Below are 15,135 nucleotides of genomic sequence, written 5' to 3' on the forward strand. Positions count from 1 at the left end.
GCGCACCGGGATCCCGGAAAGGGGAGCATGTGAGCACCGAGCACAACGGACACCACCACGGGCACGGGCTTGAGCAGGGGCATGGGCATGAGCACGGGCGGGAACACGCGCGGGAGCACGGCCATGGGCACGGGCACGATCACGAGGGCGGGCCCAGGGGTCGGCGGCGGCTCCGGCGGCGGCTGGCCCATCTCCTCACCCCGCACTCCCACGCGACCACCGACAAGGTCGACTCCGCCCTGGAGACCTCGGCCCGCGGGATTCGTACGCTCTGGATCTCCCTGGCCGTCCTCGGGGCGACCGCCGCGGCCCAGGCGGTGGTCGTCGCCCTCTCGGGCTCGGTGGCGCTGCTCGGCGACACCGTGCACAACGCGGCGGACGCGCTCACCGCCGTACCGCTCGGCATCGCCTTCGTGCTGGGCCGGCGGGCGGCCGACCGCCGGTTCACCTACGGATACGGCCGGGCGGAGGACCTGGCCGGGCTCGTGATCGTGCTGACGATCGCCGCCTCCGCGCTCTTCGCGGGCTGGACGGCGGTCGACCGGCTGCTCGACCCGCGCCCCGTCGAGCATCTGCCCGTGGTCGCCGCCGCTGCCGTCATCGGCTTCGTGGGCAACGAGTGGGTGGCCCGCTACCGCATCCGCGTCGGCCGCGCGATCGGCTCGGCCGCGCTGGTCGCGGACGGGCTGCACGCCCGGACGGACGGCTTCACCTCGCTCGCCGTGCTGCTGGGCGCGGGCGGTGCGGCGATCGGCTGGCGGCTCGCCGACCCGGTGGTCGGACTGGCGATCACGGCGGCGCTGCTGCTGGTGCTGCGCGACGCCGCGCGCGAGGTGTTCCGGCGGGTCATGGACGCGGTCGACCCGGCCCTGCTCGACGCGGCCGAGCGGGCGCTCGGGGAGGTGCCGGGGGTGCGCGGGGTCGGCGAGCTGCGGCTGCGCTGGATCGGCCACCGGCTGCGCGCCGAGGTGGCCGTGGTCGTCGACGGGGAGTCGAGCGTCCGCGCGGCCCACGGGGTGGCGGTCGCGGCCGAACACGCCCTGCTGCACGCCGTACCGGGCCTCACCGCGGCCCTCGTGCACGCCGACCCGTCGCCCGCGCCGGGCGAGTCGGACCCTCATCTGGCTCTGGCCCACCACGCGCCGGGGCCCGCCTGAGCGGTCAGGCGCTCCCCAGTCCTTCGAGGACCACGGCGTTCGGCAGTTCCGCGAAGGCCTTGCCGGGCATGATCAGCTTTCCGCGCCGCCGGCCGCTGCCCACCAGCACGTACGGCAGGTCGACGACGGCCGAGTCCACCAGCACCGGCCAGTGGGCGGGCAGTCCGAGCGGGGTGATGCCGCCGTACTCCATGCCGGTCTCGCCGGTCGCCGTGTCCATCGACGCGAACGACGCCTTGCGTGCGCCGAGTTGGCGTCGGACCACGCCGTTCACGTCGACCCGGGTGGCGGACAGCACCACGCACGCGGCGAGCGTGGTCTCCCCGCCGCGCTTGCCCGCGACGACCACGCAGTTCGCGGATCGGTCCAGGAGTTCCGGGCCGTAGTGCTCCAGGAACGTGGCGGTGTCGGCCCACTCCGGCTCGGTGTCCACGTACACGATCTGCTCGGCGGGGACGCTGCCGCGCCAGTCGCGTACGGCGTCGGCGACCGGGCGGGTCAGCAGGTCGAGGAGTCCGGTGGCGGGCGTGGCGTCGTCGAAGTGTCCGATGGGTGCGCGCATGACGGCACGCTAACAGCCGTGCGGACGGCTCCCGTTCGGGGCCTCGGCCGCCCGTACGGAGGGCTCTGGTACAGGGCTTCAGTGCACGCCGGGGACCGACACGGCCATGACCATCTCCACGGGTACGTCGCCCGCGTTGGCGTACGTGTGGGGGGTGTTGGCCTCGAAGGAGGCGCTCGAACCCGCCGGAACGCGGTACTCCGTGCCGTCGACGGTGAGCGCCAGTTCGCCCTTCGTGACGTGGAGGAGTTCGACCGTGCCCGTGGGGTGCGGGTCCGAGGGGCTGCCCTCGCCCGGCATCAGCAGCCAGTCCCACATCTCCAGGGGGCCGGGTGCCTCGGTGCCCGCGAGGAGCCGGTTGTAACTGCCGGCGTCCGTGTGCCAGAGCCGTACGGCCTGCTCCGCCGGGACGATGCGGACCTTCGGGCCCTGCTCGTAGTCGAGCAGCGTGGTGATGCTGATGCCGAGCGCGTCGCCGATCTTGACGACGGTGCCGAGGCTGGGGTTGGTGCGGGCCTGCTCGATCTGGATGAGCATGCCGCGACTGACCGCGGCGCGGGCGGCGAGGGCGTCGAGGGTGAAGCCGCGCTCGGTGCGCCAGCGTTTGACGTTGCGCGCCAGTGACTGGGTCAGGAGGTCGAGGTCCGACACATTCCGTCCAATATTCTGGATGACAGAGTCCAATGAGCTGCACTACGGTGGGGTGCACCAGATCGTTCACCGAACTGTACTGCGAGACCGTGGGACTGCGAGGCATGTGATGACGGCACTGTTCGCCCTGGCCACCAGCTTCCTGTGGGGGCTGGCCGACTTCGGCGGCGGCCTGCTGACACGGCGTACTCCCGCGCTGACGGTCGTGGTCGTCTCGCAGTCGATCGCGACGGTGGTGCTGGGCGCGATCGTCCTCGCGACGGGGGCGTGGAGCGAGGCGGGGCCGCGGCTGTGGTTCGCGGTGGCGGCGGGCCTGGTCGGTCCTGTCGCCATGCTGGCCTTCTACAAGGCCCTCGCGCTCGGCCCGATGGGCGTCGTCTCACCGCTCGGCTCGATCGGGGTCGCCGTGCCCGTGGGGGTCGGGCTCGTCCTCGGGGAGCGTCCGGGGCTGATGCAGTTCGTGGGCATCGCGGTCGCCGTCGCGGGCATCGTCCTGGCGGGGGGTCCGCAGTTCAGGGGCGCGCCCGTGCAGCGGCAGGCCGTGCTGCTCACGCTGCTCGCGGCGTTCGGCTTCGGGGCGGTGATGGCGCTGATCGCCGAGGCGTCGTCGACGCTCACCGGCCTCTTCCTGGCGCTGTTCGTGCAGCGCGTCACCAACGTCGTCGCCGGTGGCACGGCGCTGTACGTCTCCGTGCGGCGGGGCGGCACGGCTCCGCCGCGGGTCGCGTGGCGGTCGCTGCCGGCCTTCGCGTTCGTGGGGCTCGCGGATGTCGCGGCCAACGGCACGTATGCGCTGGCCGCTCAGCGGGGGCCGGTTGCTGTGGCCGCGGTTCTCGCCTCGCTGTACCCGGTGGTGACCGCGCTGGCCGCGCGGGGCTTTCTGCGGGAGCGGTTGCGTGCGGTGCAGGCCGCTGGCGCGGGGCTTGCGTTGGTGGGGTCGGTGTTGCTGGCGACTGGCTGACGGCGGCGCCGGGGTTGGGGTTGGGCTTTGGTGGGGTTGCGCACGGGCTGCGGGTGCGTTGGGGCTGGGTGCGCCGTTCCCCGCGCCCCTTTGCGGGGTCCAGGGCAGGGTCGGTCGTCGCGTGCGGGTGTGTCGTCGCTGAGTGCGCCGTTCCCCGCGCCCCTTTGCGGGGTCCAGGGCAGGGTCGGTCGTCGCGTGCGGGTGTGTCGTCGCTGGGTGCGCCGTTCCCCGCGCCCCTTTGCGGGGTCCAGGCCGGGGTCCGCCGTCGCGTGCGGGTGCGTCGTCGCTGGGTGCGCCGTTCCCTGCGGGGCGCCGGGCTTACGGGGCGTCCTCTGCTGTGCGTAGTGCTGCGATGCTTTCCGCGTCCAGTTCTGACAGGGCCTGGAGTTGTTCGGGGGTTATGCCTGCGGGGATCGGGGTGGGGGCCGGGGTACGCAGTGGGGGTTGCCAGCCTTCGGTGGGGGTCCAGCGGCGGACGACGCGGGCCGGCGCTCCGGCCACCACCGCGTGGTCGGGTACGACGCCGCGTACCACCGCGCCGGCCGCCACCACGACGTTCCGTCCGATCCGCGCCCCCGGCAGGATCACCGTACCCGTGCCGATCCAGCAGCCGGGTCCGATCTCCACCGGCTCCATCCGCGGCCACTGCTTGCCGATGGGCACCTGCGGATCGTCGTACGAGTGGTTCGTGGACGTCACGTACACATAGGGCCCGAAGTAGCAGTCGCTGCCGATCGTCACCGTCGTGTCGGCGATGACGTGGCTCCCCCGGCCGAGGACGACTCCGTTGCCGACCCGCAGTATCGGCTCGGCGCCGAGGTCGAGGTCGGGCATCAACCCGGCGGTCAGCGTGACCTGCTCACCGATGATGCAGTGGTCGCCGAGGTGGATCCACGGCTCGCCGAACACCGTGCCCTGCGGAAAGGCCAGCCTGGTGCCCGTCCCCATCGCGCCGAACCGCAGCCGGCCCGGCCGCTCGGCCGTCACCGCGCCGGTCCGCTGCACCCAGGCCCAGCCCGCGTGGACGGCCCGCTGGACGAGGCGGCTCCGCCGGGACGAGAACGTGTTCTTGCTCTTGGGCACCCGCTCACCGTACTCAGCGTCACGTCCGCCCAAGAGCTCGTGCACCTGTGATCTTCGCCCCACCGGCACCGACCTGCGGTTCACCCGCCACGGATGATGCGCTCGCGCCCCGGCGGGGGTGCGCTGGCGCAATGACCTGGTACCGCGCTGTCCATCCCTTCGACACGGCCGGACGTCTCGCGCGGTTCGCGCTGGGGACCGTCGCCGATGTCACCGACGCACTGATCCGGGGGCTGACGGCCGCGGTCGTCGACCGGATGGACCTGGACGAGCTGGTGTCCCGCGTCGACGTGAACCGGGTCGCCGACCGGGTGGACGTGAACCGGATCGCCGACCGCGTCGAGGTCGACGTCGTGGCCCGGCGCGTGGACGTCGACCGGATCGCGGCCCGGCTGAACCTCGACGCCGTACTCGCCCGTGTCGACCTGGTCGTCCTCACGAAGGGCGTGCTGGAGGAGATCGACCTCGGCCGGATCGTCCGCGACACGGGCGGCGGAATGGCCGACGAGACCGTCCACGGCCTCCGGGCACGGAGCATGCGGGCCGACCAGCGGGTGAACCGCCTCGCCGACCGCCTGCTGCGCAGACCCGATCCGGCGGGGGCAGGGACAGGGGCAGCGACGGCGGCGGCTCCGGCCGACGGGGGCGGGCCGCCGCACGAGCAGGCGCGGTGACGGGGGCGGACCGGGACGGCGGCCCGTCGGGAGAGGCCGCGGGACTCGTGTCGCGGACCCTGGCGGGTCTGGTCGACGCGTTCGTGGTCGCCGGGCTCGGGCTCGCCGTACAGCTCGGGGCCGGCGCCCTGCGTCTGCTCGCCGCCGGTCCGCCGTTCCGGCTGCCCGACCCGCCCGCCTGGCTCTCCGGTCTGTGCGGCTGGACGATCGCCCTGCTCTACCTCGCCGGCAGCTGGGTAGTGACCGGCAGCACCGTGGGCGACCGGCTGCTGGGCCTGCGCGTCACCGGCCGCGCGGACGGCCGGCTCCTGGGAGTCCCCCGCGCCCTCACGCGTGCCGCGCTGTGTCTGCTGTTCCCCCTGGGGCTGCTGTGGATCCCGGTGAGCGAGCGCCGTGCGTCGGTCCAGGATCTCGCCCTGAGCACCGCCGTCCGCTACGACCGGACGTGACAGGGCACGACGGGTCGCTACAGGCCCGGCTGGTGCCGTGGCAGCAGCGCCGCGGCGGCCAGCCCGCCCAGGCCCACGAAGGCCAGTACAGCCAGGGCCACGGCGTACGGGCCCGCGGCGGGGTCCGCGACGAGGATCGTGCCCGCGATCGCCGTACCGAGCGACGAGCCGAGGTTCGACACACTGCGGGACAGGCCCGAGATCTCCCCCTGCCGTTCCTCGCCGAAGCTCGACTGGACGACGTTGACCGACGGGGTGAGCATCACGCCCAGCCCCAGGCCGATGAGGAGCAGCCCGGGTGTGGAGGCCCAGGCGGTCTGCGAGCCCGAGGCCAGGGCGATGAGCAGGCAGATCCCGCAGATCGTGACGCCGAAGCCCACGATGATGAGCGTCCGCTGCGGCCACCGCTTCACCAGGCGCGCGGCGGCGAGCGACGCCGTGAGCAGGCCGAGAGTGGCCGCGGTGAAGATCACCCCGGTCCGTATCGCGTCGTACCCGCGCACGACCTGGAGGTAGGCGGCCACCACGAACGACACCCCCATCAGCATCAGCCACTGGGCGTGCTGGGTGATGAGTCCGAGGTTGGACGTGCGGTCGTGGAACAGGCTCGTCGAGAACAGGGGTTCCCGGCCGGAGCGCTCCCTCGCGCGTACCCACTGGAAGAGCCACACCAGGACGAGCGCGCCGAGCACCAGCAGGCCCGCCATCACCCAGGGGTTGTTGTCGGCGGCGAGGATGCCCATGACGACGAGGACGAGGCCGACCGCGGACAGGACCGCTCCGCCGGTGTCGAAGCGGCGGTCCGGCTCCGGGGGCAGGGGGTCCCGGACGTGGCGGCTCAGCATGATGATCAGCGCGACCACGGCCGCCTGGAAGACGAAGGCGGCCCGCCAGCCGATCGCCGAGGTGATGAGCCCGCCGATCAGCGGTCCCGCGGCGGCGCCGATGCCGCCCAGCGCCATGACGGTCCCGAACGCGCGGGCCCGGGAGGTCACGTCGGTGAACAGGAGCGTGGTGAGGATGTAGACGGGCGGGATGAGCAGGGCCGTGCCGACCCCCTGGAGGATGGAGTAGCCGAGGGCGAGGACCCACAGGCCCGGAGCGAGCGCGCTGAGCACGGCTCCCACCCCGTAGACCGTGAGGCCGGCGAGGAAGCAGCGCTTGCGGCCGTAGCGGTCCGTCAGCTTGCCGCCCGGGATCATCAGTGCCGCCATCGTCAGCAGGAAGACCGTGATGACGGTCTGCACGCCCTGGACGGTGGTGTCCAGGTCCTTGCTGATGTCGTTGATCATCACGTTCATGTTGGAGCCGGCGTAGCTGCAGATGAACTGCGCGAGGGCGAGCGGGGCCAGTACGCGTCGCGCGGTGCCCGACGACTGTCCCGAGGACCCCGTTTCGGGGGATGTGGGCGGCATGGCCATGTCGGCTCCCGGACATTCGGATGCGAATATCGTCCGTGGCGGCTGATCGCCCGTCATCACCCTTGCGAGGTGACGACGGGTTCGTGCGCCACCGGGTAGATGTCGTGGGGCGAGGGACCGGGCGGAGGGCCGCGATGCCAGGTGACAGGAAGAGCGCTTCGAGCGTCCCGCCCGGGCTGCGTACGCTCCTGGCCTACCGGCGGGAATGGCTGGTCAAGGACGTCGTCGCGGGCGTCGTCCTGACGACGCTGCTCGTACCGCAGGGCATGGCGTACGCGGAACTGGCGGGACTGCCCGCGATCACCGGCCTGTACACGTCCGTTCTGTGTCTGCTCGCCTACGCCGTGTTCGGCCCGTCACGGATCCTGGTGCTCGGCCCGGACTCCTCACTGGGCCCGATGATCGCCGCCACGATCCTGCCCCTGATCGTCGCCGGAGGGGACAGCGCGCGTGCCGTGGCGCTCGCCTCGATGCTCGCGCTCATGGTCGGGGCGATCACGCTCCTGGCGGGGGTGGCCAAGCTCGGATTCATCGCCGACCTGATCTCCAAGCCCACGATGATCGGCTACATGAACGGCCTGGCGCTGACCATCCTGATCGGTCAGCTGCCGAAGCTGTTCGGCTTCAAGACGGACGCCGACGGGCTGATCGCCGAGATCGGGGACTTCTTCCAGGGGGTGGCCGACGGGAAGGCGGTCGCGGCCGCCGTGGCGGTGGGCGGTACGGGGATCGTGCTGATCCTGGTCCTGCAGCGGTGGCTGCCGAAGGTGCCCGCGGTCCTCGTCATGGTGCTGCTGGCGATCGCCGCGACCTCGCTCTTCGACCTGGACCGGCACGGCGTCGGCCTGGTCGGTGAGCTGCCCCGGGGTTTCCCGCCGCTGACGTGGCCCGACATCCGCTGGGACGACCTCGGGCCGCTCTTCGTCGGCGCCCTGGGCATCGCGCTGGTCTCGCTGGCCGACACGATCTCCAACGCCTCGGCGTTCGCCACCCGCACCGGGCAGGAGATCCGCGGCAACGAGGAGATGACCGCGATCGGCGCGGCGAACGTGGCCGCCGGGCTGTTCCAGGGCTTCCCCGTCAGCACCAGCGGGTCACGGACGGCCGTGGCCGAGCGGGCGGGCGCCCGGAGCCAGCTCACCGGGGTCGTCGGGGCCGGCCTGATCGTCCTCATGCTGGTGCTGCTTCCCGGGCTGTTCCGCAATCTGCCCCAGCCCGCGCTGGCCGCGGTGGTGATCACGGCGTCGGTGTCGCTGGCCGACCTCCCGGGGACGGTACGGCTGTGGCGTCAGCGCAGGACGGAGTTCCTGCTGGCGATCGCGGCCTTCCTGGGCGTCGCCCTGCTCGGTGTGCTGCCCGGGATCGCGGTGGCCGTCGGTCTGTCCATCCTCAATGTCTTCCGGCGGGCCTGGTGGCCGTACAACACCGTGCTGGGCCGGGTGCCCGGGCTTGAGGGCTACCACGACGTCCGCTCGTACCCGCAGGCCGAGCATCTGCCCGGACTGGTGATCCACCGTTTCGACGGTCCCCTGTTCTTCGCCAACGCCAAGGCCTTCCGCAACGAGGTGACGCGGCTCGCCCTCGGCGAACCCCGGCCCGTCTGGGTGCTGATCGCGGCCGAGCCGGTGACCGACGTGGACACCACGGCCGCCGACGAACTGGAGGAGCTGGACGAGTCGCTGAACGAACGCGGCATCAGCCTGGTGTTCGCCGAGCTGAAGGATCCGGTGCGGCGCAAGATCGAGCGGTACGAACTGACGCGGACCATCGACCCGGCGCACTTCTTCCCGACCATCGAGGCCGCTGTCGCCGCCTACCGTGCCCAGACCGGCGCCCGGTGGACGGCGAGGGACCGGCCGCCGTCGCAGGACGAGCTGTCCCAGGACGGATCGCCTCAGGACCAACTTTCTCAGGACCGGCCGTCTTCTCGGGACTGATCCTGGACCGACCCTGTACCGGCGCCCTGGACCGGCCCTCTCAGGACACCGTGAAGACGTGCGTGCCCCAGGCGTCCAGGTCGACGAAGAGTCCGGGACCGGTCAGTTCGGCTCCGGAGCGCGGGTAGCGGGCGGCGTCGAGCAGACTGGTCAACGTCCGCTCCTCGGGGCCGAGTTCGGGCCAGGGCAGCCGGATCCTCGCCTGGGAGCGGTGCCCGGAGAGGTTGACCACCGTCAGGAAGAGGCCCGCTCCGCCCGACCAGCCCCAGGCGAGCAGGTTCCGGTGGGTGGAGTTGTCGGACCAGCCCTCGCAGTCGAGGAGCCGCCACTGCCCGGTGCGCATACCGCTCCGGTGGACGGCGGCGAGCAGCCGCTCGTGGAACGCGCGCAGCGCGACGTCCGGGGTCTCGTCCGGCCGTCGGTCGAGGAAGACCGGCAACTGGGTGCGGCGGCCGGTGAACTGCCCCTCGTGCCACAGGGTCGCCCCGGGCAGCGTGGCGATCATGACGGCCGCGGCCCGCTCCTTCGCCGGGTCCATCGTGTGCGCGGCCCGCGGTTCGTCATGGTTCTCCAGGAACCGTACGAGTTTGCGCTGGTAGGTCTCGTCCGCCGTGAGGTGCCCCCGGACGGACTCCGGGCCCTCGTGCAGCAGGCGGTCGTAGAGCCGTTTGTCGTAGCAGAAGTCGAACCCCTGCTGCTGCAGGCCCCATTCGAGGTCCCAGTACGCCTCGGCGGCGAAGATCATGTCGGGATGCGCACGCCGTACCCCGGAGATGACGGTCGGCCAGAAGTCCTCCGCCGGCCGCGCGCCCGCCCGCTCGCCCCAGGTCCGGGCGAAGACGTCGTTCATCATCAGCATCGCCATGTCGCAGCGGACGCCGTCGCACAGATCGCCGATCCGTATGAGGACGTCCGTGGTGGCCGCGCGCAGGGCGGGGTCGAAGGCGTTCAGCTGCACCACGTCGGGCCAGGGCGGGAAGAAGGGGTCACGGCCGCGGGCGAGGACATGGCCCGCCACGGAGAGGTAGGCCCCCGGATCGCGGTGCAGTTCCTCCTCGCTCCCCCGCACGAAGTACTCCGGGTGCACGGCCGTCCAGGGGCTGTCCGGCGCCACATGGTTGGGCACGTAATCGAGGAGCAGTCCGATGTCCCGGCCGGCGAGTTCGGCGCGCGCGGCGGCGAGCCCCTCGGTCCCGCCGAGGTCCGCGTCGACCTCGTAACGGCGGACGCAGTACGGCGAGCCGGCGATCTCCTCCTCCTGGAGGTCGGGCACGGCCCGGGTGAAGGCGGCCCTCAGTGACGGGTCCCGCAGTGCGATGGCCCGGCCCTGCGGGCTGCGCTCCCACACCCCCATGAGCCATACGGCGTCGATGCCGTGCGGGGTGATTTCGTCCCAGGCGTCCTTGGGGACATCGCCCAGTCCCCCCTGGCGGCCGGTCCGCCGCTGGATCTCGCGGAGCCAGACACGCGTGTTGACCTCGTGGACGACGGGCTGTGCCGGGATCCCGCTCATGATGTCCCCTTCTTGCCGCGGTCGGTCAGGAAGTCGTTCGGGGTGAGCGTGCCGAAGACCGTCATCAGTGTGGCGACCAGCCCTGTCCAGCCGGTCTGGTGGGCCGCGCCCATTCCGGCGCCGTTGTCGCCGTGGAAGTACTCGTAGAAGCAGATCAGATCCCGCCAGTGCGGGTCGTCCTGGAAGATCTTCTGGCCTCCGTGGACGGGCCTGCGTCCGTCGTCCCCGCGCAGGAAGAGCCGGGTGAGCCGCTCCGAGATCTCCTGGGCGACCTCGAAGAGGTTCATCTGGACACCGGATCCCGTCGGGCACTCCACGGTGAGGTCGTCGCCGTAGAAGCCGTACAGGTTGAGCAGCGCCCGGACCACGAGGGCGTTCATGGGGAACCACACGGGTCCCCGCCAGTTGGAGTTGCCGCCGAACATCCCCGTGTCCGACTCCGCGGGCAGGTAGCCGACCCGGTACTCGTCGCCGTTCACCCAGAAGCGGTAGGGGTGTTCGGCGTGGTGGCGGGAGAGGGACCGGATGCCGTAAGGGCTGAGGAACTCCTCCTCGGACAGGAGGTACGAGAGGACCCTGAGCAGTTTCTTCTCGTCGACCACGGACAGCAGACGGGGGCCGCCCGCCGTACCCGCCTGTGCGGAGGTGAGCGTGACGGAGAGCGACGGATGGCGGTCCGCGAAGCGGCGCAGCCTCTCGCCGATGCCCGACACCCTTGCCAGTTGGGAGGGCCGGAAGACGGTGGCGGCGCACAGCGGGAGCAGCCCGACCATCGAGCGGACCTTGAGGCGTACGGCCTGTCCGTCGGGCAGCCGCAGGACGTCGTAGTAGAACCCGTCCTCCTCGTCCCAGAGTTCGTCGCCGAGGTCGCCGACCCGGTCCATGGAGGCGGCGATCCACAGGTAGTGCTCGATGAACTTCAGGACCAGTTCCTCGTACGCCTGGTTGTGCTCGACGAGTTCCACGGCGATCTGCAGCATGGCCTGGCAGTACAGGGCCATCCACGCGGTGCCGTCGGCCTGTTCGAGCCGGCCGCCGGTGGGCAGGGGTGCGCTGCGGTCGAAGACGCCGATGTTGTCGAGGCCGAGGAAGCCGCCCTCGAAGACGTTGCGGTCGTCCGGGTCCTTGCGGTTGACCCACCAGGTGAAGTTGGTCAGGAGCTTCTGGAAGGCGCGCTCCAGGAATTCGCGGTCGGCGCGGCCGGTGGTGCGCTCCTCCATCATGTAGACGAAGTACGCGGCCCAGGCGTGCACCGGCGGGTTGACGTCGGCGAAGTTCCACTCGTAGGCCGGGATCTGGCCGTTGGGGTGCAGATAGGTGTCCCTGAGCAGCAGTTCGAGCTGTTCCTTGGCGAAGCGGACGTCCACGCTCGCGAGGGCCACGGTGTGGAACGCCAGGTCCCAGGCGGCGAACCAGGGGTACTCCCACTTGTCGGGCATGGAGACGATGTCGTCGCTGACCATGTGGAACCACTCGCGGTTGCGTACACCCGGCCGGGGCATGGACCACGGGTCCAGGCCGTGTTCGGCCAGCCAGGTCTCCAGGTCGAAGTAGTAGTACTGCTTCGACCAGAGCATCCCGGCGAGCGCCTGCCGCTGCACCCGGGCCCGGTCCTCGTCCGCGCCCTCGGGGGTCAGCTTCCGGTAGAAGGCGTCGGCTTCCGCGATCCGGTCCTTGAACACCGCGTCGAAGCCACGGGTGACGGACGGCTTCGAGTCCGTGGGCGCGATCCTCAGCTGCAGGGTCGCCGAACCGCCCGCGGGAACGGTGAGCGTGTGGTGCGCCGCCGCCTTGGTGCCCTCCCGCGCCGGGTTGACGGCTTCGCTCTCGCCGTCCACCACGTACCTGCCGATGCCGTCCTTGACGTACGGGGAGGAGTTGGGTGTGCCGAAGAGGCGCTCGGTGTTCGTCTCGTTCTCCGTGAACAGCAGGGGCGCGGACGCCGCGAACCGACAGTCGTAGCTGCCGAGTTGCGGGTGTCCGGCGCGGATCGTCGCCGTGCCGGGCGGACCGTCGGCCGCGCTCATCCGCGGTTTCGGGGTGTCGTCGCCGTCCGGCCACGCCCAGGTGTTGCGGAACCAGAGGGTGGGCAGGACGTGCAGGGTCGCCTCGTCGGGACCGCGGTTGTCGACGGTGATCCGGGCCAGTACGTCGTCGGACGCCGCCTTGGCGTACTCCACCGTCACGTCGAAGTAGCGGCTGTCGTCGAAGACACCGGTGTCGAGGAGTTCGTACTCGTAGTCCTGCCGGCCGCGGTCGCGGTTGACGGACACCAGGTCGTTGTACGGGAACTCGGCCTGCGGGTACTTGTACAGGTACTTCATGTAGGAGTGGCTCGGGGTGCTGTCCAGGTAGAAGTAGTAGTCCTTGACGTCCTCGCCGTGGTTGCCCTCGCCGTTGGTGAGGCCGAAGGCGCGTTCCTTGAGGATCGGGTCGCGGCCGTTCCACAGGGCGAGGGCCAGGCACAGCCGCTGCTTCTCGTCGCAGATGCCGCCCAGTCCGTCCTCGCCCCACCGGTAGGCCCGGGAACGGGCGTGATCGTGCGGGAAGTACGACCACGCGTCGCCGCCCTCGCTGTAGTCCTCCCGGACCGTGCCCCACTGACGCTCACTCAGGTAGGGCCCCCACAGGCTCCATCGGCCTCCGTCGTCGCCGGTCGGGCCGATCCGCTCGTCGCTCGTCCGCGCGCTCATCCTGGCTCCCTGTCACAGGCCTACCGGGGCTGCGTCAGTCTGTCCGGCCCGTCCCGACGGTGCCTCACCTACCGCGGGTGAGGCACCGGCCGGCCCGTCCCCTCACCTGTGGCGGGTGACGCGCACCGCGCCGGAAGGCTGCTGGATGGAGACGGACCACATCGAAGGGAGCGGCCATGGTCAGGATCGGACCCGTGCAACTGCTGACGGTCGAGTTCGGACCCGACGCGAAGTTCGAGGGAAGGATCATCGACGAGCTCGTGGCGCTCGACCGCAGCGGCCAAGTCCGCTTGCTGGACCTGCTCTTCGTACAGAAGGAGGCCGACGGAAGTCTCGTCACGCTCGACTACCAGGCGGAGGGCATGGGGCGGACCGTCGCCGCGCTGCTCGGCATCTCGCGCGACGTGCTGGAAGTCGCGGAGGCCCAGTTCCCGTCCCTCGCCGAGGGGAACGCCTTCGGCCTCGCCCCGGACGACATCCTGCGCCTGGCAGGGGAGTTGGCCCCGGGGACCGCGGCCGGCTTCGTACTGCTCGAACACACCTGGGCCAGGGAACTGAGGGCGGCGATCCGCGACGCGGGCGGAGTGCCCGTCGCGGAGGGCTTCCTCACCGAGGAGTCCCTCGGCCTGGTGGTCGTGGAACTCACCGACGCCGTCGCGCGGCTGGACGAGTCCGCCGCGGAACACACCCGCAAGGGCCGGACATCCGGCCAGGACACCAGGAGGTCCTGATGACCGATCTCGTCGTGCTCGGCTTCTCGGACAAGGAGAAGGCCGAATCCGTGCTGCGCCTCTCGAAGGACCTGTCCAAGCAGGAACTTCTCGACCTGGAGGACGCGGCCCTCGCCTGGCGGACCCCGGACGGCAAGATCCATGTCCGCCAGTCGTTCAGCCCCGCCGCGCACGGGGCCGCCGGGGGCGCCCTGTGGGGCACGCTCTTCGGCATGCTGTTCCTGATGCCGGTGTTCGGTGCCGCGGTCGGCGCGAGCACGGGCGCGCTCGCCGGGAAGCTCACGGACGTGGGCATCAACGACGCGTTCATCAAGGAGATCGCGGGCACGCTCGAACCGGGCAGGGCCGCGGTCTTCGCGCTCGTGCGGCGTTCGACGCCCGACCGGGTGCGGGAGGCGCTGCGTCCGTTCGGGCCCACCGTGCTGCGCACGTCGCTGACCAAGGAGCGCGAGGAGGAGCTGATCGCCACCCTGCAGCAGTGACGGCTCCGGCGGCAGTGAGGACGGTGGAACCGCCCGGCCGAAGTTCACCCGGGTGAGATGTGGCCCGCACCGGTCCGCGACACCCCGGTGCGGGCCACACTCTCGTCTGGCGGACGTCCACTGCTCTGGGAGCGAGGTACCGTCGATGGACGAGCGGACGGAACGACGGCGCTCGCCGAGCACGGCTGTCACGCCCCCGCCGGCCCGTATGTCCCACCCCGGTGTGCCGCCGCTGCCGAGGTGGTTGGTCCCCCGCCCCCGGCTGACGGACCGTCTCTCGCAGGGCGTGCTGGGGCCGTTGACCGTGGTCGTGGGGCCCGTCGGAGCGGGCAAGTCGGCTCTCGCCGTGGAGTGGGCGCACACCCGGCGTGCGCCGGGCCCGGTGGCGTGGGTCACCTGCGACGGGGCGGAGGAACAGCCCGACGTCTTCTGGCCGCGGGTCCTCGCCGCGTTGCGCGAGGCGTCCGTCGACCTGCCGTCGCTGTCCACCCCACCGATCCCCGCACCGCCACCCCCGGACTTCCCGACCCCGGACACCGACGCACCCGCCAGCAGGGGCGGTGACGTCCCGCCTCCGGGCGCGGGACGGTACGCCGCACTCGGCAACGGCGTCCCCGGCCGCGACGTTGGGGCCCAAGGCGCGGGTCCCTACGCCGCCACCGGCAACGGCGGCACCGGCCGTGACCTCACGGCCCAAGGCGCGGGACGCCAGGGCGGCACCGGCCTGCGCAACCAGCGCAACGCCGGCCCCCGCGGCGCAGACGCCGTCGGCCCGCGCGGCACAGCGCACGGCGCGGGACGCCAGGGCGTGCACGGCGATG

13 protein-coding genes and 1 pseudogene are annotated in these 15,135 nt (G+C 71.8%); 8 read left to right on the forward strand and 6 right to left on the reverse strand.

All coding sequences use genetic code 11. From position 1 onward, the window contains the following. Positions 1 to 29 precede the first annotated feature (29 nt). On the forward strand, positions 30 to 1,157 hold the full coding sequence (locus IE278_RS20765; protein ID WP_189774440.1) for a cation diffusion facilitator family transporter: 1,128 nt from the start codon (positions 30 to 32) through the stop codon (positions 1,155 to 1,157). A 4-nt stretch (positions 1,158 to 1,161) separates the two neighbouring features. Here the strand turns inward: IE278_RS20765 and IE278_RS20770 are convergent, their stop codons facing one another. Both IE278_RS20770 and IE278_RS20775 read right to left on the reverse strand, forming a co-directional pair. Then, a complete protein-coding gene (locus tag IE278_RS20770; protein ID WP_189774442.1) occupies positions 1,162 to 1,719 on the reverse strand; it encodes a YbaK/EbsC family protein in 558 nt (185 codons plus the stop codon). Positions 1,720 to 1,797: 78 nt separating this feature from the next. After that, positions 1,798 to 2,370 carry a helix-turn-helix domain-containing protein gene (locus IE278_RS20775; protein ID WP_189774443.1) on the reverse strand — a complete coding sequence of 191 codons (573 nt, stop codon included), beginning with the start codon at positions 2,368 to 2,370 and terminating at the stop codon, positions 1,798 to 1,800. A gap of 109 nt (positions 2,371 to 2,479) precedes the next feature. On the opposite strand from IE278_RS20775, the gene IE278_RS20780 reads away from it, so the two are divergent. Further along, positions 2,480 to 3,331 (forward strand): DMT family transporter, encoded by an 852-nt coding sequence (locus IE278_RS20780; RefSeq protein WP_189774444.1) that lies wholly within the window; start codon positions 2,480 to 2,482, stop codon positions 3,329 to 3,331. A 318-nt stretch (positions 3,332 to 3,649) separates the two neighbouring features. On the opposite strand, the gene IE278_RS20785 is transcribed toward IE278_RS20780, so the two are convergent. Beyond that, positions 3,650 to 4,414 (reverse strand): acyltransferase, encoded by a 765-nt coding sequence (locus IE278_RS20785; RefSeq protein ID WP_189774445.1) that lies wholly within the window; start codon positions 4,412 to 4,414, stop codon positions 3,650 to 3,652. A gap of 131 nt (positions 4,415 to 4,545) precedes the next feature. On the opposite strand from IE278_RS20785, the gene IE278_RS20790 reads away from it, so the two are divergent. Continuing rightward, positions 4,546 to 5,088: a hypothetical protein gene (locus IE278_RS20790; RefSeq protein WP_246570439.1), complete on the forward strand. Its 543-nt coding sequence runs from the start codon at positions 4,546 to 4,548 to the stop codon at positions 5,086 to 5,088. Then, positions 5,085 to 5,537 carry an RDD family protein gene (locus tag IE278_RS20795; RefSeq protein ID WP_246570440.1) on the forward strand — a complete coding sequence of 151 codons (453 nt, stop codon included), beginning with the start codon at positions 5,085 to 5,087 and terminating at the stop codon, positions 5,535 to 5,537. The genes IE278_RS20790 and IE278_RS20795 overlap by 4 nt, the downstream gene beginning before the upstream one ends. Positions 5,538 to 5,554: 17 nt before the next feature. On the opposite strand, the gene IE278_RS20800 is transcribed toward IE278_RS20795, so the two are convergent. Continuing rightward, the gene (locus IE278_RS20800) at positions 5,555 to 6,952 is read right to left on the reverse strand and encodes an MFS transporter (protein ID WP_246570442.1); all 1,398 of its coding nucleotides are present in this window, start codon (positions 6,950 to 6,952) and stop codon (positions 5,555 to 5,557) included. A 140-nt stretch (positions 6,953 to 7,092) separates the two neighbouring features. On the opposite strand from IE278_RS20800, the gene IE278_RS20805 reads away from it, so the two are divergent. Next, positions 7,093 to 8,895, forward strand: coding sequence for a SulP family inorganic anion transporter (locus IE278_RS20805; RefSeq protein WP_189774447.1), 1,803 nt, complete (start codon positions 7,093 to 7,095; stop codon positions 8,893 to 8,895). A 40-nt stretch (positions 8,896 to 8,935) separates the two neighbouring features. Here IE278_RS20805 and IE278_RS20810 read toward each other — a convergent pair whose 3' ends face one another. After that, entirely contained in the window at positions 8,936 to 10,408 is a 1,473-nt protein-coding gene (locus tag IE278_RS20810) for an alpha-amylase family protein (RefSeq protein WP_189774448.1), read from the reverse strand. Then, complete coding sequence (locus IE278_RS20815) at positions 10,405 to 13,101, reverse strand: MGH1-like glycoside hydrolase domain-containing protein (RefSeq protein WP_189774449.1); 2,697 nt, start codon at positions 13,099 to 13,101, stop codon at positions 10,405 to 10,407. Before IE278_RS20815 ends, IE278_RS20810 begins: the two co-directional genes overlap by 4 nt. Before the next feature lie 176 nt (positions 13,102 to 13,277). Here IE278_RS20815 and IE278_RS20820 point away from each other — a divergent pair, with 176 nt between their 5' ends. From IE278_RS20820 to IE278_RS42320, 3 genes and pseudogenes are all read left to right on the forward strand, one after another. Next, entirely contained in the window at positions 13,278 to 13,832 is a 555-nt protein-coding gene (locus IE278_RS20820; RefSeq protein WP_189774452.1) for a DUF1269 domain-containing protein, read from the forward strand. Next, positions 13,832 to 14,314 carry a DUF1269 domain-containing protein gene (locus IE278_RS20825; RefSeq protein ID WP_189774454.1) on the forward strand — a complete coding sequence of 161 codons (483 nt, stop codon included), beginning with the start codon at positions 13,832 to 13,834 and terminating at the stop codon, positions 14,312 to 14,314. The genes IE278_RS20820 and IE278_RS20825 overlap by 1 nt, the downstream gene beginning before the upstream one ends. A gap of 145 nt (positions 14,315 to 14,459) precedes the next feature. After that, positions 14,460 to 15,135, forward strand: a pseudogene (locus IE278_RS42320) (hypothetical protein); the annotation flags it as partial.

Source organism: Streptomyces tauricus (genome assembly GCF_014650955.1).
Classification (GTDB): Bacteria; Actinomycetota; Actinomycetes; order Streptomycetales; family Streptomycetaceae; genus Streptomyces; species Streptomyces tauricus.

Coding starts and splice junctions, on each gene's coding strand:
- IE278_RS20810 (WP_189774448.1), bottom strand. CDS start 10,408: ATGAGCGGGATCCCGGCACAGCCCGTCGTCCACGAGGTCAACACGCGT.
- IE278_RS20825 (WP_189774454.1), top strand. CDS start 13,832: ATGACCGATCTCGTCGTGCTCGGCTTCTCGGACAAGGAGAAGGCCGAA.
- IE278_RS20805 (WP_189774447.1), top strand. CDS start 7,093: ATGCCAGGTGACAGGAAGAGCGCTTCGAGCGTCCCGCCCGGGCTGCGT.
- IE278_RS20815 (WP_189774449.1), bottom strand. CDS start 13,101: ATGAGCGCGCGGACGAGCGACGAGCGGATCGGCCCGACCGGCGACGAC.
- IE278_RS20770 (WP_189774442.1), bottom strand. CDS start 1,719: ATGCGCGCACCCATCGGACACTTCGACGACGCCACGCCCGCCACCGGA.
- IE278_RS20820 (WP_189774452.1), top strand. CDS start 13,278: ATGGTCAGGATCGGACCCGTGCAACTGCTGACGGTCGAGTTCGGACCC.
- IE278_RS20790 (WP_246570439.1), top strand. CDS start 4,546: ATGACCTGGTACCGCGCTGTCCATCCCTTCGACACGGCCGGACGTCTC.
- IE278_RS20800 (WP_246570442.1), bottom strand. CDS start 6,952: ATGCCGCCCACATCCCCCGAAACGGGGTCCTCGGGACAGTCGTCGGGC.
- IE278_RS20780 (WP_189774444.1), top strand. CDS start 2,480: ATGACGGCACTGTTCGCCCTGGCCACCAGCTTCCTGTGGGGGCTGGCC.